Raw genomic sequence first — 19,909 nt, 5'->3', positions numbered from 1 at the left:
GCACGCGCGCACCACTCCCGGCATCCGCCGCTGTATTTCAGGAGCACCAGTGAGCCAAGCAACCGGCGCGCACCTCAAGCGCACCCTCGGCGTCTTCACCCTCACCCTCTTCGGGTTGTCGTACATGGCGGTGGGCACCGTCTTCACCACGTATGGCATCGTCAACCAGCTCACCGAGGGCCACCTCGTCGACTCCTACATCGTCGCGCTCGTCGTGATGCTGTTCACGGCGGGCAGCTACGCAGCGATGGTGCGGCGGTACCCGGTTGCCGGATCCGCCTACACCTACTCGCAGCAGGCCTTCGGCGGGGCCACCGGGTTCCTCACCGGCTGGGTGCTCATGCTCGACTACCTGTTCATTCCGATGATCAACTTCCTGATTCTCGGCCTGTACGTGGGCACGCAGTTCCCGAGCGTGCCGAGCTGGATCTTCACGCTCGCGGCGCTCATCGGCGTCTTCGTCTTCAACGTGCTCGGTATCTCGCTCGTCGGCAAGATCAACACGGTCATCGTCGTCGTCTCGGTTGCGGCCGTGATCGTCTTCGCGATCCTCGCCATCAAGGCCGCCATCAACGACCCCAACGCCCCCTCGCTGCTCGAACCGTTCATCCCGGGCGCCGTCGGCTACAGCCCGATCTTCACGGGCGCCGCAGTGCTCGCGCTGTCGTTCCTCGGCTTCGACGCGGTCTCCACGCTCTCCGAAGAGGCGAAGAATCCGCGCCGCGACATCCCCCGCGCCATCATGCTGACCACGATCATCGGCGGCCTGATCTTCATCGTCATCTCGTACGTCGGCGCCCGCGCCTACTACCTCTCCGACTGGAGCACCGCCTCTGACGACCTGCTGAACGCCGCGGGCGCCGTGCTCTTCGGCCACGTCGGCGGCGACGTGCTGGCCGCGATCTTCGTGATCATCACGGTCGCCGGGTGCTTCGGCTCGGGCCTCGCCGGCCAGGTCGCCGTGTCGCGCATCCTCTACTCGATGGGCCGCGACGGCATCCTGCCGAAGCCCCTCGGCATCCTCTCGAAGCGCTTCGGCACCCCGATCGTCGCCGCGACCACCGTGTCGGTCGTCGCCCTCGCGAGCCTCTTCGTGAGCCTCGACCAGGCAGCTTTCATGATCAGTTTCGGCGCGCTCGCCGCGTTCGCGATGGTCAACCTCTCGGTGATCCGCACGTACCTCTTCCCGAAGGGCGGCCGCACTGAGCCCATCAGCGCGTGGGGCTGGATCCGCTACGGCCTGCTCCCCCTCATCGGCTTCGGCCTCACCATTTGGCTGTGGACCTCGCTCGAGGGCCTCACCTGGATCGTCGGCGGCATCTGGCTCGCCATCGGCGTCGTCATTCTCGCGCTCAAGACCGGCTTCTTCCGCAAGCCGGTGCCCAAGCTGAACTTCGCCGAAGAGGTGCCGTCGACCGAGGCGATCGACGCGCTCTCGGCCGAGTTCCCTCTCGATGAGGCGGCAGCCCCGGCACAGGGTTCGCAGGGCGGCCCTCAGAACGGAGCGCAGCGATGACCACGACGCTCTTCACGAACGCCGTCGTCTTCACGGCCGACCCGACCCCTGAGCAGCCGGTGCCGGTCACCGAGGCGTTCGCTGTCGCCGACGGCCGCTTCGTCGCCGTCGGGTCGCTCGATAACGTGCGCACGGTCATCGGCGCGGTCGCAGACGGTGCCGGATCACCCAGCGTGACCGAGGTCGACCTCGCGGGTGCATTCGTCGCCCCCGGTGTCATCGACTCGCACACCCACCTCGTCGGCTTCGGTGATTCGCTGGCCCGCGTGCAGCTGCGCGACTGTGCCTCCCTCGCCGAGATGCAGGAGCGCATGGTCGCCGCGCGTGCAGCCGCGCCGGATGCCCCGCGCGTGCTCGGCAGCGGCTGGCTCTTCGACGCGATCGCCGAGGGCCGCCCCACCGCGGCGATGCTCGACGCGGTGCTGCCCGACGTGCCCGTCTACCTCGACGCCAACGACTTCCATTCGGTGTGGGTCAACTCGGCCGCGCTCGCCGAACTCGGCATCGACGCGTCGACCCCGAACCCGGTCGGCGGTGAGGTCGTGCGCGACGCCGCCGGACAGGCCACGGGTCTGCTGCTCGAGACGGCCGGCACGCAGTATGCGTGGGCGTTCCTGGGAGCGCAGTCGACGCCGGAGGACGTGGTGGCAGCACTCGACCGGGCGTTCGCGACCTACCTCGAGACCGGCGTGACCGGCGCAACCGAGATGTCGCTGAATGCGTCCGAGGTCGACGGTTTGCGCACGATCATTGCGCGCGACGGCCGCCTGCCGTTCCCGATCACCGCGCACTGGATTCTCGAGCCCACCGGCGATACGGAGCAAGACATCGCGGGCGCTGCGGCGATCACGGCGCTCCGAGACGAGATCGCCGCCGGCCCCGAATCCGAGTGGCTGCGCATCGCCGGAGTGAAGTTCATCATGGACGGCGTCATCGACGCCTGCACCGCCACGATGATCTCGCCCTACGCCGATGGCTCGAACGCTGAGCCCATCTGGACCGCGGATCGCATCATGCCGGTGGCCGAAGCCGCAGACCGCGACGGGCTGCAGATCGCGATGCACGCGATCGGGGATCGCACGAGTCAGATCGCGCTCGACGTCGTGGAACACTGCGTGCGCGCGAACGGCCCCCGCCCGCGGCGCCACCGCATCGAGCACTTGGAGAGCGTCGCCGACGACACGATCGTGCGCATGGGCGAGCTCGGCGTCGTCGCGTCGATGCAGCCGGTGCACTGCGACCCGGCCGTGCTCGACAACTGGAAGGCGCAGCTCGGCGACGAGCGTCAGGAGCTCGGCTTCCCCTGGCAGAAGTTCCGCGCCGCGGGCGTCGCCATGACGCTCGGCACCGACGCACCGACCGCGCCGCACGAGGCGCTGCCGAACCTCTACATCGCGCTCACCGGGGCATCAGTGCTCGCGCCCGAGCGTGATCCGTACCACCCCGAGCGCGCATTCACCCCGGCTGAGGCGCTCACTGCGCTCACCGCCGGCGGTGCCTTCGCGGGCGAGATGGACGGCACGACCGGTCGCATTCGGCCGGGCCTGAGCGCCGACTTCATGGTGCTCGGCGTCAACCCGCTGGAGGCCGAGCCGACCGCGCTGCTCGACTCGCGCGTGCAGCGCACGTACGTGCGCGGCGAGGAGCGCTACCGCGCGGCGTAACTGGCGCGCACCGGGCCGGCTACCGCGGGAGTATCCAGCGCAGGTGCGCCGAGCTCGCGCGCCCCTAACGCAGGTGCTCGACGTCGCCGGCCGACACCGTGAGTTCGCCGCCGGTCGGCAGGTCGACGACGAGCGAACCGTCATCGGCGAGGCGGCGCGCGCGGCCGTCGACGATCTGCCCGCCCGGCAGATGCACCCGCACCTCGGTGCCGAGCGTCAAGGAGTGCCGGGCGACCCGCGCCCGAGCCGCCCCGGGGTCGGTCGCGGCGAGGTCGACGAGTCGGAGAAGCTCGGCGGTGTAGTCGGCGAGGACACGATCGGCCAGATCCTGCCCCGCCGCATCGGCGAGGCTCTCGGCCCCGCCCACGTCGGCACCGCACGCCAGGAGCGACCCGGCTCGTTCGGTCGGCAGATCCCACTCCTCGATGAGCAGGTTGATGCCGGTACCGACGATCACGGTGTGCCCGCTCTCGCCCGGCGCTCCGGGCAGCAGCTCGCACAGAATGCCGCACAGCTTCTTCCCGGGCCGGCCCGCGATCGCGTCTTCCTCGTCGCGCACGTGCACATCGTTCGGCCACTTCACGCCGACGCGCTTCGCCTCGCCGCCGTCGCGGGCGGCAGCCGCGGTGAAGTGCGGCTGCAGTGCCGTCACAAATGCAGACCCCACGAGCAGCGGCAGCCAGCTCGGTTCGAGGCCCTCGATCGCGAACCCGCGCACCAGCAGCGACGCCGCCAACGAGGTGTCGGGCGGGGTCACCCAGCTTCGATCGAGTCGCCCCCGACCCGCGGTCTGGTCACTGGTGGCCAGCAGGGTGCCATGGGGTAGCCCAGGAGACTCACCCACGAGATCGCGCAGCTCGGCGTTCGTCGACGGCGAGGTGTCGCGCCAGATCACTTCCGGCAGCAGGTTGCGTGTGCGCATCAGCTCCATGACCGTTACGCTACCGGGTTGAAAACGATAGACCGGACCCCCTGCGGCGCAATACACTCCGAGTGTGGAGCACTTGCGAATGGATCCTCGTCGTCGTCATCTCGGGCGTTGGCTCGCGAGCCTGCTCATCGGAGCGGCCTGGATGCTCGTCGCCGGGACGTCAGCCAGTGCGGTCGCGCCGGGCCCGCTCGGCGACGACTACGTGACCGACAGCGCCAACGTGCTCACCGCGAGCGAGGAGAGCACGGCGAACGCCCGGCTCGCCGCTGCGCACCAAGAAACGGGACTCGACCTCTACGTGGTGTTCGTCGATCAGTTCACCGACCCGACCGATCGCATCGCCTGGGCTGACGAGACCGCGGAGTTCAACGGATTGGGTGATGCGCAATACCTGCTCGCCGTGTCGACCGAGGGCCGCCAGTACTACCTGTCGTCGCCGAACGGCGGGTCGCTGAGCAATGGTGCTCTGGATCGCATCGAGGAGAACGTGCTGCCCGAGCTGCGTGCGAACGATTTCGCCGGAGCCGTGACCGCCGCCGCCGAGCAACTCGAGAAAGAGCAAGCGGCCCCGGGGCGCAACACCGCGATCGCCGTGGGCGTCGGGGCCGGCGTCGTCGTCATCGGCGGCACGGCCTTCGGTGTCAGCCGGGTGGTGCGCAAGCGCCGGGTGCAGCAGTCGGTGGAGCAAGACCTGACACAACTCGACCGCACGTCGGGCGCCGCACTCGTCGCAGCCGACGATGCAGTGAAAACGAGCGCGCAAGAGCTCGACTTCGCGCGTGCGCAGTTTGGGGACGCCGCCGTCATCGACTTCTCGACGGCGATCGAGACGGCGCGGGGTCAGCTGCTCGAAGCGTTCACGCTGCGCCAGCAGCTCGACGACGCGACCCCTGATACGGAGGCGCAGCGGCGGGAGTGGCTGCACCGCATCATCGAACTCTGTGAAAGCGTCGATGAGACGCTCGATGCCCAAGCCGAGTCGTTCGAGCGGCTGCGCGCCATCGAGCAGAACGCTCCGGCCGCGCTAGCTGCGCTCACCGAACGCCAAGCGCGGGCCGCGGGGGCGAGCGCGACCGCCGCCGCAGAGATCGCTCGACTCTCGGCCACGTATGCCGCCGACGAACTCGGTGCGCTCACCGGCGGCCCGCAACAGGCGGACTCGCTGCTTGCCTTCGCGGCAGAACGAGAGGCAACGGCCTCGAGGGCGCTCACCGCAGCAGCACCCGACAGCGGCGCCGCATCGATCGCCATCCGTGAGGGCGAGGCCGCCGTTGCGCAGGCCGAAGCTCTGCACCAGGCGATCGCCGCGCACGGCACCGAGCTCACCGGCATCGAGGTCCGCTGTGCAGAACTCATCGCCGAGCTCGAGAGCGATGTCGCCGGCGCACGCAGTGTGCACGACGCAGACGGCAGCGTCGGGGCGGCGATCACCGCGACGGAGCAGCAGATCGCGCAGGCCCGCACCGACCTGTCAGGCACGGATCGACGCCCCTCACGAGCAGTACAAGCGCTCGAATCGGCGAACACGCACATCGACGGCGTCGTGGCATCCGCGCAAGAGGCCGCCCGTGCCCGACAGCTGCTCGACGCGCAGCTCGCTCAGGCCGGCGACCAGGTGCGCCAGGCGGAGGCGTACATCGACGCTCGTCGCGGGGCCGTCGGCGCCACGGCGCGCACACGCGCGGCCGAAGCGCGAGCGGCGCTGTCGCGCGCGGAAGCTGCACGCGTCGCCGACCCGCAGAGCGCGCTGGCCGAAACGCAGCGTGCGACCCAGCTGGCCTCAGAGGCCCTGGGATCCGCTCAGGCCGACGTCTCCGGCTTCGGCAATGGTGGGTACGGCGGATACGGCCCTGCCGCCGGCAGCACACGAGGCGGCAACAGTTCCGCCGGCGACATCGCCATCGGCGCGATCCTCGGCGGCATCTTCGGCCACGGCGGTGGCGGCGGGTACTCCGGCTACGGCGGCTCAGGCGGCGGCTTCTGGGGCGGTGGCGGCGGTGGTTCGTGGGGCGGCGGATCATCCCGGCGCTCCGGGGGCTCGTCGTGGGGCGGCTCATCACGACGTTCCGGAGGTGGAGGCGGCCGATCCAGTAGCCGATCCGGTCGCAGCGGCGGAGGCCGGTTCTAGCCCGGCTCCCTGACTTTCCGCATCTCCGGCAGTTCCACAGTCCACATCCCTACACTCGATCCAACCGTTCATCCGAAAGGACCCCATCATGGCGAAGCAATCCATCCTCGGGCGCATCACCACTCTCGTTCGCGCGAACATCAACTCGCTCCTCGACTCCGCTGAAGATCCGGAGAAGATGATCGACCAGCTGATCCGCGATTACTCGAACAACATCTCTGATGCCGAGTCGGCGATCGCGGAAACGATCGGCAACCTGCGCCTCATCGAGCAGGACTACGACGAAGACGTGCGCACCGCCGCCGAGTGGAACCGCAAGGCGATCGCCGCCAGCACGAAGGCAGACGAGCTGCGCGCCGCGGGCAACAGCGTCGACGCCGACAAGTTCGACAATCTCGCCAAGGTGGCGCTGCAGCGTCAGATCACGGAAGAGAACGAAGCGCGCGCAGCCGAGCCGACCATCGCCTCGCAGCGCGAGGTCACCGAAAAGCTCAAGGCCGGCCTGAACGGCATGAAAGACAAGCTGCAGCAGCTGCAGTCGAAGCGCGCAGAGCTGGTCGCGCGTTCGAAGACCGCCGAGGCGCAGAACCGCGTCGCCGACGCCGTGAAGTCGATCGATGTGCTCGATCCGACCAGCGACCTCGGCCGCTTCGAAGAGAAGATCCGCCGCCAAGAGGCGCTCGCCCGCGGCAAGCAGGAGATCGCGGCTTCGACGCTCGACGCGCAGTTCAACGAGCTCGAGAATTTCGAGGCCGTCACCGAGGTCGAGGCGCGTCTCGCCGCGCTCAAGTCGGGCACGCCCCAGCAGGCCATCGGGCAGTAATCGAGCGGGTCGGCCCGTCGCCGACCGCCTGCGCGCATCGCAGGGTTCGACAGCGGAGCGAGTCGACACCGGTCGGCTCGCTCCGCTGCGTTACTGGTGCAGCGGGCACTCGCGACAACGCATCACCACTCGCCGTTTCACTGCTTGACCGTTTCACCGTCTGAACGCACACCACCGACACAACCGAGGAGCACCGTGGGATTCTGGGGACGCCGCGATCGCGAAGCCGAGCAGCAACAGGAGGCCAACGACGCCGATCTGTCGCGCCGCGCACGCAGCGCGATCGTCGCCGCCGACGAGCGCATTCGCGCGACGGGCGACGAACTCGCATTCGCCACGGCTGAACTCGGCGATGACGCCACCTCCGAGCTGCGCGTCGGCCTCGCGTCCGTGCGGGAGCACCTCGCTGAAGCCTTCCAGCTGCACCAGCTGAATCACGACCACATTCCCGATACCCCCGAAGAAACGCGCACGCGCAATGCGCGCATCGTGCAGCTCTGCGAATGGGCGGAGGCAGTGCTCGACGAACGCACCTCCGCCCTGCAGGCGCGTGTCGAGCGGGCCCGACGGGCACCGGAGATGGTGCAGCGCGTGCGCGACGACGTCGCCGCGCTCACCGCCCGCGTGCCCGACGCCCAGCAGGCCGCGGCACGACTCGCCGAACGCTACAGCCCCACCGCCCTGCAGCGTGTGCGATTGAGTTCGGAAGACGTCGAGCAATTGCTCGATTTCGCGCTCCACTCCGCTGATCTGTCGGATCGCCGCCGCGCGGCCGGCGCGCTCGCCGATGCGAATCTCGCGCTCGAGACCGCCACCGAGACCGTGCGCCGCGCCTCGTCGATTCTCGACGGGGTCGATGGCTTCGAAATCGAAGCGCTGCGCGCACAGAACACATTGGCCGACGTGATCGAGGATTCGCGCGGGGACATTTCTGCTGCTCGCACTGAGGCCAGCAATGCTGCGGTGGCTGCGGCGGTTGATCGGCTCGAATCCGCTCTCGCCGAGGTGGCGAACGGGCTGCAACGCGATCCGTTCGCCGACCTCGCGCTCGTCTCGAGCGCGAACTCGGCGCTCGACGCTGCCCGCGCTCGCGCCGCGAAGCCCGTGCCCTCATCGGCGCAGGTGCAGCACGGCATCGCGGCCGCCGACCACGCTATCGGCATCGCATCGAGCCTCATCGAGGGCCACCGCGGCTGGATCGGCGCCGATGCCCGCACCAGGCTCGCCGAAGCGCGGCGTCACCGCAGTGAGATCGCGGTCATGCACGACACCGAAGACACCCGCGAAGAAGCGCTCCGGATCGCCCGGCGCGCGTCTGAACTCGCCGACGAAGCGCTCCGCTTCGCGCAGCGAGACATCGACTCCTCGCGACCCGACAACGACGACTGGGGCTGGGGCGGCGGAGGTCGCGGCGGGCGCGGCGGCTGGGGCGGCGGACGCGACAGCGGCGGCGGCATGCTCGGACCGGTCATCGGCGGCGTGATTCTCGGCGGCTTGCTCGGCGACATCTTCGACTGACCCGCGATTCGTAGCATTCCGACCAAGGAATTTCGATTCCGTTGGAGAGGTTCGCGGGGCTGCGGCATGTCCCCCGCGCTAGGCTGGCATGCGTGACTGCAGAGAACATCGCACCCGCGACGACCGCCGACCGCATCGCCGATCATCGCCGCAAGTACCAGGAAGCCGTGGGCGATCGCGACGCCGCGGCCGCCGCCAAGCAGCACGCGCGCGGCAAGATGACAGCCCGCGAGCGCATCGCCGCGCTACTCGACGCCGGCTCGTTCGTCGAGTTCGACAAGTTCGTGAAGCACCGTTCGCACGGCTTCGGCATGGAGCACACGCACCCGTTCGGCGATTCCGTCGTGACCGGCGCGGGCACCATCCACGGTCGCCAGGTCGTCGTCTACTCGCAAGACTTCACGACCTTCGGCGGTTCGCTCGGCGAGGTCGCCGGCGAGAAGATCGTCAAGGCGATGGAGTTCGCCCTCAAGACCGGCGCCCCCGTGCTCGGCATTCTCGACTCGGGCGGAGCCCGCATTCAGGAGGGCGTCGTCGCCCTGTCGAAGTACGCGAATATCTTCCGCTTGAACACGATGTGCTCGGGTGTCATTCCGCAGATCTCCATCGTGATGGGCCCGTCGGCCGGCGGCGCCGTGTACTCCCCCGCACTCACCGACTTCGTAATCATGGTCGACAAGACCAGCCACATGTTCGTCACCGGCCCCGACGTCATCAAGACCGTCACCGGTGAAGAGGTCGGGTTCGAGGAGCTCGGCGGCGCCCTCACACACAACAAGACCAGCGGCGTATCGCACTACCTCGCGAGCGACGAGCACGACGCGCTCGATTACGCGCGGGCACTCATCAGCTACCTGCCCGACAACAATCTCGCCGAGGCGCCGATCTACGACACGGAGACCGCGCTCGAGATCACCGACGCCGACCGGCGTCTCAACACGCTGATCCCCGACAGCCAGAATCAGCCCTATGACATGCAGGTCGTCATCGAGGCGATTCTCGATGGTGGCGACTTCCTCGAGGTGCAGCCACTCTTCGCCCCGAACATGCTCATCGGTTTCGGTCGCGTCGAAGGCCGCACCGTGGGCATCGTCGCGAATCAGCCCGCGCAGATGGCCGGCACCTTGAACATCGACGCCAGCGAAAAGGCCGCACGCTTCGTGCGCTTCTGCGACGCGTTCTCGATCCCAATCCTCACGCTCGTCGACGTGCCGGGCTACCTCCCGGGCACCGACCAGGAGCTCCAGGGCGTCATCCGCCGCGGCGCGAAACTGCTCTACGCGTACGCCGAGGCGACAGTGCCGCTCGTCACCATCATCACGCGCAAGGCCTACGGCGGTGCGTACATCGTGATGGGCTCGAAGCAGATGGGCGCCGACTTCAACATCGCGTGGCCCACCGCAGAGATCGCCGTCATGGGTGGTTCGGGTGCCGTCAACATTCTCTACCGCAAGGAACTGGCCGCAGCTGCGGAGCGCGGCGACGACGTCGAAGCGCTGCGCGCCGAACTGACCGCGAAGTACACCGCAGACGTGACGTCGCCGTTCCTCGCGGCCGAGCGCGGCGAACTCGACAACGTGCTCGAGCCCGCCGGTTCTCGCCTCGCCGTTATCAAGGCGCTGCGCGGTCTGCGCGGCAAGCGCACCGAGCAGCCCGCCAAGAAGCACGGCAACATCCCGCTGTAAGCGAGCATCCATGGCCAAGCACGCAGCACTCTCAGATGTTCCCGCGGACGACGCTTCCTCGGGCGACGCTTCGGCGATCCTGCCCCCGGATGCGGCCGCTCGCGACGCCGCCAAGCGCGACGAACTCGCCGACGACGATCTGCTGCACGGCAGCGACATCCGCTTCGTCACCCGGCAGGTCAGCGATGCCGAGCGCGCCGCGATCGTCGCGGTGCTCACTCAGGTGCGCGGCGAAGAATCCCAGCAGGTCAAGCGAGTATCGCGCCGCGATCGCGAGCCGTGGTCGCGCTCCCAGCGCGTTCCCGAGGGCATCTTCGATCTGCTCGCCGAGGGCTGAACTGCAACGCTCCGTGCCGCTGTAGGGTGACGAGTATGCCACGTACCGCCGCCGACGCCGAGTGCGACCTGCGCGCGCTGCTCGCTCGGCCGGTCGCCGCCCCGATCGACTACGTGCCCCAGGGTGCGCCCGGGGCACGACCGTTGCGGCGATCCGCGGTGCTCGTGCTCTTCGGTGTGCTCGACCGCGAACCCGCCGCTCACGGCGCCACGACCGTGCCCGCCGAACTCGATGTGCTGCTGACCCGCCGCGCCGACAGTATGCGGCACCATGCGGGGCAGATCGCATTTCCGGGCGGCGGCGCCGAGCCCGAAGACGTCGACACGGCGGCCACGGCGCTGCGCGAAGCCGCGGAAGAGACCGGCGTCGCCCCGAGCGGCGTCGACGTGCTCGGCCAGTTGCCACCCGTGCACATCCCTGTCAGCAACAACCTCGTCACCCCAGTGATCGGGTGGTGGCGCCACCCGAGTGCCGTCGCCGCAGACCACGCAGAATCGGTCGAGGTCTTTCGCGCACCCGTCGCCGAACTCCTCGCACCGACCGCTCGCGGCACCTCCGTGCTACGCCACGGCAGCACGACGTATCGCGGCGCGGCGTTCGCGCTCGGCCCCCACCTCGGCGGGCACCTCGTGTGGGGCTTCACCGGCATGGTGCTCGCGAGCCTCTTCGACGAGCTCGGCTGGGCCGTGCCGTGGGATGCGGCGCAGGAATTCCCGGTCGCGCCGTAGCGCCCCGCTGGCTCCCGGCGCTTCTTTCGTCGAGCCCCTCTTAAGTCGTCCAGCCCCTCCATTCTGCCCGCGCATTTGACAGGGGTTCGGCAACTTTGGAGGGGCTCGCGGTCGCCGGTGAGCATGTAACACGGCTGCGCCGACGAAGCGATCACAGGCGCCGACGAAGCGATCACAGGCGCCGCAGCTCCCCGATTCATCCACATTCTGCGAATTCAGACAATGGAGGCTTTCGCAGTGCGATTCACTCGGACGATGGAGGCACCACACCGCATCGCACTCGTCGAGGCTTCGATCACTTCAATCGGCACACATCTCGATGCTGGAGTTTCTCGCCGCGAACTCGCACGGCTGCTCCATACAGGGGTGTGGCATCGAATCGGGAAGGGATACGTCGTTGAAATGACGACGTGGGCAAACTGGCGCGTGGAACAGCGCCACCTTGCCCGCGTGATCGTGGCGGCAAAGGAGTCCCGTGGAGTCCCAATCTTTTCGCATCAATCAGCCGCGGCACTCCTGGGTTTGCCATTCTGGGGCTGCACAGATTCGCCCCCGCACGTTATTTCATTGTCTGCCCACGGACGCAGCGATTCGCTCGTACGCCATGAGCTCGACGTTCCAGAGGACGACATCACCGAATCTTGGGGGTTCACACACACCACTCCGAACCGCACCCTCGTCGACCTGTCGATGCTGTCTCCTGCTCCAGAAAGTCTGGTCGCTACGGCAGACGTCGTGCTCGGAAGGAGTGCGCGGTCGGGGCGACATGTTGACAGTGACGCTGCTGGGCAATGGCACGAAGAGATGTCTGCGCGCACGCTCGCTGCGGCTGGGAAGCGCGGAGTTCGATTGCTTCGCACGATCGTTGATTTCGCGGACGCCCGCGCAGATTCACCCCTCGAGAGCGTCAGTCGCTGGCGTTTTCACGAGTTCAACTTTTCTGTCATACCCCAGTTCGAGGTACCCGCACGCAACGGCGGCTGGTACTTCGTCGATTTCTATCTCCCCGATCATGGCGTGTTTGGCGAGTGTGATGGACGGACCAAGTATCTCGACCCTGTGCTTCGAGGAAATCTCAGTGTGGGCCAAATGGTGCTTCAAGAAAAGGATCGCGAAGACTGGGTCGCGGCGACAACGAACAGCCGGTTCATTCGGTGGGGCGCCAGCGAAGCGTCGACCACACGACGATTCGGCTCCATGCTGACGGCGTTTCGAATCCCATTCACGACCAAGGTCCCTCGTTCTCGATTGTTGACCCATGCGGAGTAAATCCACAGCGACCCCCTTCTTTCTCGCCGAGTCCCTCCAAAGTTCGCGGGCACTTCAGAGGGGGTCGGCGAGAAAGGAGGGGCTCGGCGGGGTGGGAGAGAGCGGCATTTACCGTCAGCAACGTGCGAAGGAAAGTGGGGGGGGAAACACGGGGCGCGCGACTGGCGCGGCGGAATAGGTCGGGCAGGGACGAGCACGGCGGGGCGGGCGGGCACGCGCGGGGCCAGCGGTGCCGCCGCCAGCCGCGCGCCTACGCGTGGGTCGCGGAGTCGTCCGGGAAGACTGTGTCGGTGTCGCCGAGCTGCAGCGCGAGCACGGTCGCCTGCGCCGCGTCTTCGAGGTTGAGCGCGCGCCGGTACGCCATCTGCACGTCACCGGCCACGACGGAGCAGCCGTGATGCTGCATCACGACGCAGTCGTGATCGCGCAGCGCCTCGCCTGCGGTATCAGCGAGCTCGTCCGTGCCGTTGTGGAAGAACGGGGTGACGGCGATCTCGCCCAGGTAGTAGGCGTGGTCGAGGGTGAGTCGGCGGATCGGCCGCCCGAGACTGGCCAGCACCACGGCGGTGCGCGGGTGCAGGTGCAGCACGCACTCGGCGTCGGGGCGCGCACGGTAGGCGCGGTGGTGCAGTTTCCACTCGCTCGACGGTTCCGGCCCGACGTCGACGGGTGCACCGGTCTCGTCGTCATCGAGCGTCAGCAGGGCAAAGCTCTCGGGGGTCAGGCGGTCCAGCCAGCTGCCCTTCGCGGTGACGAGGAACTCGCGATCCGACACCCGCACAGACAGATTGCCGGCGCTCGCCAGCACGAGCCCGCGACCAACAGCGTCTCGACCGACCTCGATCAATTCGGCGATCAGGCGGTCGCGGTCGCGCAGCTGCGGCGCGCGGGCTTCGCGCGGGCGGTTACTCACTGGTGGTTCCTCCGGTCAGGGCTCGATGGGTGATGACGGCCTGCTGATCACTCAGCGAGGCGACGTAGTCGAGAATCGCGCGGGTGCGGCCCTGTCGGCGCATGCCGGCGTCGCTGGTGTCGCCCATGAGCAGCTCGGGGCGATCGCGCCGCACCGCGAACCCGGCGTCGGTCGCAACATCAGCCCACTCGAGCAGGCGGCGGGGTGCTCGCCCGGCGTCGTCGCGGTCGGCGAGCCAGGCGTCGAAGCCGAGCACGAGTTGCTCGACGACCTTCGCCCGCCCGCGCTGCGGCTGGCCGAGCTCGGGCCGCTCGAGCACGAAGTGGGCGTGCACAAACTTCAGCACCATGACCTCGTGCCAGGCCTGGGTGTTCAGGCGCACGTGTCCGCTGCGCACGTGGGGCCGGTCCTCGACGACGATCGAGGTGCGCAGATGGTCGATCCAGCGGCGGGTGAAATCGGAGACGGATCGCTCGCTGTCGATGCCCCCGTCGTAGGGGGCGGCGAGGAGCGACTCCCCCACCTCTTCGCTGACCCGGCGCACGGCGGCGCGGAACGCATCGCGGTCGGCGATCCAGCCGTCTTTCGCATGGAGTCTGCGCCACAGCAGTTCGAGCGAAACGCCGGGCCTGCGCCACTCGGCGAGGAGCGCGTCGTCGGCTTCTGCGGCGAGCGCGCCCGAGCGGTCGAGCCACGATCGAAACTCGCCGGCGACCGACGACTGCTGCAGTACCCCTGCCCGGGTGAAGTCGTCGAGGTCGTGCACGGCGTAAGCGATATCGTCGGCGAGATCCATGACGGCGCACTCGACGGTCTGCACCCCGTTGCCGATCGCCGTGAACGGTCGCAGCGCGGTCTCCATCTCGACGTGGTCGAGGCTGTACACGGAGAACTTCTCGGCTCCGCCCACGGAGTCGATGCCGACACCGCGGGGGCGATCCGGCGCCGCGACCGCCGCCTCGCTGACACCGACCCACGCACCCCGAGTCCAGGGGTACTTGAGGGTGGCCGCGCGAGTGGCTGCGGTGAGGTTCAGACCGGGAAAGTCGCGGCCGAGCGTGTCGAGCTGGGTCAGAATGCGGAAGCTCTGCGCGTTGCCCTCGAATCCTTCGGCGAGACCGAGCTGCTCGCGGGCGACCCGGTCGAGTACGCGCTCGCCGAGGTGACCGAACGGCGGGTGCCCGAGGTCGTGGGCGTGGGCGGCGGCCTGCGCGACGATCGTGTCGCAGCCCCCGAGCCGGGTGACGGTCGCACCGACGGCGTCATCGTCGGCTCGTTCACCGCGGACGAAGGCGGCGTGCTGCGCGGCTCGGCCGGCGAGCTGGGCGGCGATGACGCGCGCGACCGCACTCACCTTGAGCGAGTGGGTGAGGCGGTTGTGCATGACTGGCCCGACGCCCGACTGCGGCACGACCTGCGTCACGTCGGAGAGGCGCGCGAAGTATGAAGAGAAGCGGATGCGCTCGAGATCGACACGGTACTCCTGAGGCTCGGCACCAGGACCGTCGGCGTCTGCAGGCCACTGCGAGTCGGTGGTTGCGGCAGACCGGTGCTGCGACGACACGTGCTCGACGTAGCACCGCCCCTCGCGGCCGGCACCCGTTCCCTCGGAAATCTCGACACCCTCCACGACCCGCATGCCCTTATTCAAGCACGCACCGCCCCGGTACACTGAGCGCAACGTCGAAAGGGGCCTCGATGACTGACGGCAATCGCACCCGGGCCGAGAACGTCCCGGCGATCGAGCGGGCGACGGGCCGCGATTGGGAGGCCTGGGTCGCGCTCTTCGAGGCGCAGGGAGCGGCGACGCTGCCGCACACCGAGATCGCCAAGATCGCGCGGGCGGCCGTCACCGACGATCTGAAGAACCCCGACTGGTGGGCGCAGGGCATTGCGATCGCCTATGAGCAGCACGCCGGCCTACGGGTGCCGGGTCAGTCGTCGTCGGGCACGTTCCGTGTGAGCGCCAGCCGCACGCTCACGCTCGACCGCGACGCCGCAATCGAGGCGTGGATCGCAGCGCACGGCGACCGAATCGAACATCTCGGCCACGCCCCCGGCGACCCGAGGCCGTCGCGCACCGAAAAGCGCAGTTTCTGGCGCTTTCCGCTCGACGGCGCCGGAAAAGTCGAGGTCTCGGCGACCCCGAAGGGCGATGACAAGGTGATTCTCGCGGTGAGCCAAGACGGACTGGCCGACGGCGATCGCATCGAAGAGTGGCGCGCGCATTGGAAGGCGCTGCTCGCCGCACTCTGAGGCTTCCCCCGGTTGCGGAATCAGCCCCCGCGCTCGACCCAGCGCCCGCCGACTCGTTCACCTTCCCGAATCCCACTTCACTCCGCACACGAAAGCAGGCACCATGGTCGCGCAGCGCATCGGCATCGTCTGGAATCCCTCGAAGGTCTCTGAGCGCGAGTTGCGCACTGCCTGGGACGACGCGGTGACGCAGTTCGACGGCCCTCGGCCCGATGCGTCCTGGTTCGAGACGTCGCCCGACGATGCCGGGCTCGGTGCGACGTCCGCCGCGCTCGCCAGAGGATGCGACGTGGTCGTCGCCGCCGGTGGCGATGGCACAGTGCGGGCCGTCGCCGAGGCACTGGGTGATTCCGGATCGCCTGCCGCCGACCTGGGTGTCGTGCCGCTGGGCACGGGCAACCTGCTGGCGCGCAACCTCGGAATTCCGCTCGGCGACGCGCGCGCGGCGTTTACCCGGGTACTCAGCCGCGAGGCGACCCCGCTCGATCTCGGCCGCGTGCAATTCACGCTCGCGAGCGACGGAGACGGCGACACGAGTGGCGGTGCCGAGAAGTCAGAGCAGCAGCACGGCTTCGTCGTGATGGTCGGGTTCGGCATCGATGCGCAGATGATCGTCGAGACCGACGACGAGCTGAAGGCGAAGGCCGGCTGGCTCGCCTACGTCGAGTCGCTCGGCCGCGCGGCGTCGGGTGCGGAGGTCGTGGAGTTCTCGCTCGCCCTCGATGGCGAGGCACCCCAGACCGAGCACGCCCACACGCTGCTGATCGCGAACTGCGGGTCGATCCAGGGCGGCATCACCCTGCTGCCCGACGCTCAGCCCGACGATGGCCGACTTGATTTGCTTGTGCTGCGCGCGGCCGACGCGGGGGCCTGGCTCGACACGATGCGCAATTTCGTGTGGCACAACGGGCTGAAGCGCATGTTCACGCAGTCGACGGCAGCCGAGAGCACCGAGTCGACGGAGCACCTGCAGGCACGTCGCGTCTCAGTTGTGCTGCCCGAGGCCCGCGCCTTCGAGATCGATGGCGACGACATCGGCGAGGTCACGGCGTTCACGGTCGAGGTGCTGCCCGAGGCGCTGCGGGTTCGATGAACGCGAGCGCAAGACGCCAGCACTGAAGGCCCGGGCCCGCAGCGGGTCAGGGCAGGTCGTTCGCCTGCTCGAGCAGCCCTTCGTGCCCCCCGAGCACGTGGGCGAGAATGGCCGCTTCGAGCGCTGCGGCGTCACCCGCGCGCAGCGCGGCGATCATGTCGCGGTGCTCCGATTCCGCCCGCGGGCGACCGCCGGAGTTGTGCACGTACATACGCGAGTAGGGTTCGAGCAGGTAGTAGAGGCGCGAAACCGCGTCGTACCTGATGGGGAGTCGCGCGAGACGGTACATCTCGAGGTGCATCTGGAAGTTCTCTTGCGACCAGTGGTCGGGGTCTGACGCCCCCGTGCGCTCGATTTCGTCGACCCGGCGTTCGAGGTCTTCGAGGTCGGCGCGCGAGATGTTGCGCACGATCTCGGTCGCGAAGCTCGGCTCGATGAGCGCGCGCAATTCGTAAATCTCTTTAATGCGCTCGCGGTTCAACGCGGTGACGGCGGTGCCGCGCCGCTGGTCGTGCTCGAGCAGCCCTTCCGAGACCAGAGTGCGCAGTGCCTCGCGCAGCGGAATACGGCTCACCGCGAACCGCTCGGCGAGCTCGACCTGGGAGAGTCGCTCGCCCGGGGCGTAGAGACCGTCGGCGATGGCATTGCGAATCACGTGCGCGATGTCGTCCGGGCTGACGCCGTTGGCGGGTGTCGATGCGGATTTCTGAGGCACGATTACTTGTATACACGATGTTTGCGTGCAGGATCGCCCACGCTGCAACGGAGGTGCAGCAATCGGGGCATTGGAGCGCCCCAATAGGCCGCTACCTGCCTCATCGCGTGATCGTCATCGAGCCGGGGTGACGCGGTGATCGAAGACGAACATGTGCCCGGCGGCGTGCGTGATCAGCGTGTGCGAGCGCAGGTGCGGCAGCACGAGCTGCGGGGTGACGCCGCAGGCCCAGAACATCGGCACCTCGTCGGCGTGCACCTCGGGCGCAGGCCCGAAATCGGGGGTCGCGAGATCGGCGATGCCGAGTTCGGCGGGGTCGCCGATGTGCACCGGAGCCCCGTGACCCGTCGGAAAACGAGAGGTGAGCGCGGTGACCTCGTCGACGAGTTCAGCTGGGAACGATCGCATGCTCACCACGAGTGGTCCGGCCACGCGGCCCGCCGAAACGGTTTCGCGGTCAGTGAGGTAGACGGGCGGCGCCGGGGATTCCGCAGAGACGCGCAGCGGCAACCCCGCGTCGAGCATCGGCCCTTCGAACGTGTGCGAGCAGCCGAGCAGGAATCCGACGAGGTCGTCGCTCCAGTACTCGCTCACGTCATGAGGTTCCGCGACGAGCTCGCCGTCACGCCACACCCGGTACTTCGCGATGTCGGTGCGCACGTCGGCGTCGCCGCTCTCGAGCGGCACGATCGGGTCGCCGGGCTCGGAGACGTGGATGATCGGGCACACCTGCGGATTGCGCACACAGAACAGGAGGAACTCGAACGCGTCTGCCTGGGGCAGGGCGACGAAGTTCGCCTGTTGCACGCCCGGCAGCAGGCCCGCGGTGGGCTGCTTCCACGCGCCGCTGCGAATCAGGCTGCGGAGCTGGTGCGCTGAGGTGATGTGCTCGTTCATCGAAAGTCTCCGATCCGACGACCCGACCGGGTCAATTAGTGGTGCTCGAGTTCAGTCGTCGCGGTCTCGCGCAGACGGGTCACGGTGAGCAGACCCACGAGCGCTGCGAAGACCAGGATGAAGGCGGGAATCAGCAGGTTGCCGGTGCTCTCGATCAGTGACGTCGCGATCAGCGGAGTAATGCCGCCGCCGAGGATCGTGCCGATGTTGAACGCGAGCGACATGCCCGTGTAGCGCACCGAGGTCGGGAACTGCTCGGTGTAGGTCGGGTAGCCGACGGCCTGCACGATCGGCATCGGCAGTGCGAGCATGAACATGCCGGCGATGACGAGCGGCACGCTGCCGACCCCCATGAGCAGCATCATCGGGATGACGAGCACGGCGTAGCCTCCGAAGCCGACGGCGAGCACGCGCTTGCGCCCGAAACGGTCGGATGCGGCACCCGCGATGGGCATGAGGAATGCCATCACGAAGCTGATGCAGGCCATGGTCCAGTAGACGGTCGTGCGGGGTACCTCGAGGTACTGGGTCATGTAGATGTTCATGAATACGAATCCGACCCAGTAGCCGGCGTTCTGGCCAAACGACACCAGGATCACGCGAATGACGGCGCCCGGGTGCTTGGTCAGCACGGTCTTCAACGGGGCCTTCGGCAGCTCATCCTTCTTCTTCAGCTTCTCGAACTCATGCGCTTCGGAGAGGGTGGAGCGGATCGCGATCGAGAGGATCACGAGCGGGATCGACAGCAGGAACGGGATGCGCCAGCCCCACGAGTTCATGATGTCGTCGCCGAGGAGAGCGGTCGTGAGCCCCACGGCGGTGGCGGCTGCGGTGCCGCCGAATGCGACGCCCATCGGGGTGAACCCGCCGAAGAAGCCGCGGCGCCCGACCGGGGCCGACTCGGCGACGTAGGTGGCGGCACCCGTGACCTCGCCACCGGCGAAGAAGCCCTGCGCCATGCGCACGAGCAGCAGCAGAATCGGAGCCCAGATGCCGATCTGCGCGTGCGTGGGCAGCACGCCGGTGATCGCGGTGGCGACGCCCATACCGATGACCGTGGTGAGCAGCACGGCCTTGCGGCCGACCAGATCTCCGAGGCGGCCGAGCACGATTCCGCCGATGGGGCGCACGACGAATGAGACGCCGAAGACGGCAAGCGTGGAAATCAGCGCGATGCCCGGGGCCTGCTCGGGGAAGAAGAGCGGGCTGATGATCGCGGCCAGGTAGCCGTAGACGCCGAACTCGTAGTATTCGATCGCCGTGCCGATCAGTGCGGCGATGGCGGCCTTGCGCGACTTGCGGTCGGTCAGTGGACCGATGGCAAGCGTCGCGGTGGATGGTGATTGTGACATGGGATGTTGACTCCTTCGTCAATGTAACTCGAATCTCCAGTGGATTCGAGTGCTCGGGGTGTGGGCGTGTGTGTTGCGTGGGAT

At 68.2% G+C, this 19,909-nt stretch carries 17 protein-coding genes; 11 read left to right on the top strand and 6 right to left on the bottom strand.

Features of this window, described 5'->3' with window-relative positions; translation table 11 throughout:
* Positions 1–49 precede the first annotated feature (49 nt).
* Positions 50–1,516, top strand: coding sequence for an APC family permease (locus ACZF5Y_RS02790; protein WP_497534308.1), 1,467 nt, complete (start codon positions 50–52; stop codon positions 1,514–1,516).
* Positions 1,513–3,180, top strand: coding sequence for an amidohydrolase (locus tag ACZF5Y_RS02785; protein WP_497534307.1), 1,668 nt, complete (start codon positions 1,513–1,515; stop codon positions 3,178–3,180). Before ACZF5Y_RS02790 ends, ACZF5Y_RS02785 begins: the two co-directional genes overlap by 4 nt.
* A 64-nt stretch (positions 3,181–3,244) precedes the next feature.
* On the opposite strand, the gene ACZF5Y_RS02780 is transcribed toward ACZF5Y_RS02785, so the two are convergent.
* On the bottom strand, positions 3,245–4,111 hold the full coding sequence (locus ACZF5Y_RS02780; protein WP_497534306.1) for a biotin--[acetyl-CoA-carboxylase] ligase: 867 nt from the start codon (positions 4,109–4,111) through the stop codon (positions 3,245–3,247).
* 64 nt (positions 4,112–4,175) lie between these two features.
* Here ACZF5Y_RS02780 and ACZF5Y_RS02775 point away from each other — a divergent pair, with 64 nt between their 5' ends.
* The 7 genes from ACZF5Y_RS02775 to ACZF5Y_RS02745 all read left to right on the top strand — a co-directional run bounded on the left by ACZF5Y_RS02775 (position 4,176) and on the right by ACZF5Y_RS02745 (position 12,599).
* Positions 4,176–6,239: a TPM domain-containing protein gene (locus tag ACZF5Y_RS02775; protein WP_497534305.1), complete on the top strand. Its 2,064-nt coding sequence runs from the start codon at positions 4,176–4,178 to the stop codon at positions 6,237–6,239.
* A gap of 88 nt (positions 6,240–6,327) precedes the next feature.
* A complete protein-coding gene (locus tag ACZF5Y_RS02770) occupies positions 6,328–7,062 on the top strand; it encodes a PspA/IM30 family protein (protein ID WP_497534304.1) in 735 nt (244 codons plus the stop codon).
* A 195-nt stretch (positions 7,063–7,257) separates the two neighbouring features.
* Complete coding sequence (locus ACZF5Y_RS02765; protein WP_497534303.1) at positions 7,258–8,580, top strand: coiled-coil domain-containing protein; 1,323 nt, start codon at positions 7,258–7,260, stop codon at positions 8,578–8,580.
* 92 nt (positions 8,581–8,672) lie between these two features.
* Complete coding sequence (locus tag ACZF5Y_RS02760; RefSeq protein WP_053352549.1) at positions 8,673–10,265, top strand: acyl-CoA carboxylase subunit beta; 1,593 nt, start codon at positions 8,673–8,675, stop codon at positions 10,263–10,265.
* Between the two features lie 10 nt (positions 10,266–10,275).
* The gene (locus tag ACZF5Y_RS02755; protein ID WP_497534302.1) at positions 10,276–10,602 is read left to right on the top strand and encodes a hypothetical protein; all 327 of its coding nucleotides are present in this window, start codon (positions 10,276–10,278) and stop codon (positions 10,600–10,602) included.
* A 35-nt stretch (positions 10,603–10,637) separates the two neighbouring features.
* Complete coding sequence (locus ACZF5Y_RS02750; RefSeq protein WP_497534301.1) at positions 10,638–11,330, top strand: NUDIX hydrolase; 693 nt, start codon at positions 10,638–10,640, stop codon at positions 11,328–11,330.
* Between the two features lie 255 nt (positions 11,331–11,585).
* Positions 11,586–12,599, top strand: coding sequence for a hypothetical protein (locus ACZF5Y_RS02745; protein ID WP_497534300.1), 1,014 nt, complete (start codon positions 11,586–11,588; stop codon positions 12,597–12,599).
* Between the two features lie 250 nt (positions 12,600–12,849).
* On the opposite strand, the gene ACZF5Y_RS02740 is transcribed toward ACZF5Y_RS02745, so the two are convergent.
* Complete coding sequence (locus tag ACZF5Y_RS02740; protein ID WP_497534299.1) at positions 12,850–13,512, bottom strand: class II aldolase/adducin family protein; 663 nt, start codon at positions 13,510–13,512, stop codon at positions 12,850–12,852.
* Complete coding sequence (locus tag ACZF5Y_RS02735) at positions 13,505–15,151, bottom strand: deoxyguanosinetriphosphate triphosphohydrolase family protein (protein WP_497534298.1); 1,647 nt, start codon at positions 15,149–15,151, stop codon at positions 13,505–13,507. Before ACZF5Y_RS02735 ends, ACZF5Y_RS02740 begins: the two co-directional genes overlap by 8 nt.
* A 59-nt stretch (positions 15,152–15,210) precedes the next feature.
* On the opposite strand from ACZF5Y_RS02735, the gene ACZF5Y_RS02730 reads away from it, so the two are divergent.
* On the top strand, positions 15,211–15,768 hold the full coding sequence (locus tag ACZF5Y_RS02730) for a hypothetical protein (RefSeq protein ID WP_497534297.1): 558 nt from the start codon (positions 15,211–15,213) through the stop codon (positions 15,766–15,768).
* Positions 15,769–15,871: 103 nt separating this feature from the next.
* Entirely contained in the window at positions 15,872–16,861 is a 990-nt protein-coding gene (locus ACZF5Y_RS02725; protein WP_497534296.1) for a diacylglycerol/lipid kinase family protein, read from the top strand.
* Positions 16,862–16,907: 46 nt separating this feature from the next.
* On the opposite strand, the gene ACZF5Y_RS02720 is transcribed toward ACZF5Y_RS02725, so the two are convergent.
* The 3 genes from ACZF5Y_RS02720 to ACZF5Y_RS02710 form a co-directional block, all read right to left on the bottom strand.
* Positions 16,908–17,576, bottom strand: a complete 669-nt coding sequence (locus ACZF5Y_RS02720; RefSeq protein WP_053387894.1) for a GntR family transcriptional regulator — start codon at positions 17,574–17,576, stop codon at positions 16,908–16,910.
* Positions 17,577–17,690: 114 nt separating this feature from the next.
* Positions 17,691–18,473 (bottom strand): putative hydro-lyase, encoded by a 783-nt coding sequence (locus tag ACZF5Y_RS02715; protein WP_497534295.1) that lies wholly within the window; start codon positions 18,471–18,473, stop codon positions 17,691–17,693.
* A 35-nt stretch (positions 18,474–18,508) separates the two neighbouring features.
* Entirely contained in the window at positions 18,509–19,825 is a 1,317-nt protein-coding gene (locus ACZF5Y_RS02710) for an MFS transporter (protein WP_497534294.1), read from the bottom strand.
* Positions 19,826–19,909 lie beyond the last annotated feature (84 nt).

The organism is Leucobacter sp. WKLB1 (assembly GCF_059696215.1).
Note: the sequence above shows the minus strand (reverse complement) of the source record. Positions and strands in the feature narration are given on the sequence as shown.

Excerpts from the sequence above, each read along its gene's own strand:
- ACZF5Y_RS02750 (WP_497534301.1), top strand. The coding sequence starts at position 10,638 with ATGCCACGTACCGCCGCCGACGCCGAGTGCGACCTGCGCGCGCTGCTC.
- ACZF5Y_RS02710 (WP_497534294.1), bottom strand. The coding sequence starts at position 19,825 with ATGTCACAATCACCATCCACCGCGACGCTTGCCATCGGTCCACTGACC.
- ACZF5Y_RS02780 (WP_497534306.1), bottom strand. The coding sequence starts at position 4,111 with ATGGAGCTGATGCGCACACGCAACCTGCTGCCGGAAGTGATCTGGCGC.
- ACZF5Y_RS02735 (WP_497534298.1), bottom strand. The coding sequence starts at position 15,151 with ATGCGGGTCGTGGAGGGTGTCGAGATTTCCGAGGGAACGGGTGCCGGC.
- ACZF5Y_RS02755 (WP_497534302.1), top strand. The coding sequence starts at position 10,276 with ATGGCCAAGCACGCAGCACTCTCAGATGTTCCCGCGGACGACGCTTCC.
- ACZF5Y_RS02730 (WP_497534297.1), top strand. The coding sequence starts at position 15,211 with ATGACTGACGGCAATCGCACCCGGGCCGAGAACGTCCCGGCGATCGAG.
- ACZF5Y_RS02785 (WP_497534307.1), top strand. The coding sequence starts at position 1,513 with ATGACCACGACGCTCTTCACGAACGCCGTCGTCTTCACGGCCGACCCG.
- ACZF5Y_RS02745 (WP_497534300.1), top strand. The coding sequence starts at position 11,586 with ATGGAGGCACCACACCGCATCGCACTCGTCGAGGCTTCGATCACTTCA.
- ACZF5Y_RS02770 (WP_497534304.1), top strand. The coding sequence starts at position 6,328 with ATGGCGAAGCAATCCATCCTCGGGCGCATCACCACTCTCGTTCGCGCG.
- ACZF5Y_RS02725 (WP_497534296.1), top strand. The coding sequence starts at position 15,872 with ATGGTCGCGCAGCGCATCGGCATCGTCTGGAATCCCTCGAAGGTCTCT.
- ACZF5Y_RS02715 (WP_497534295.1), bottom strand. The coding sequence starts at position 18,473 with ATGAACGAGCACATCACCTCAGCGCACCAGCTCCGCAGCCTGATTCGC.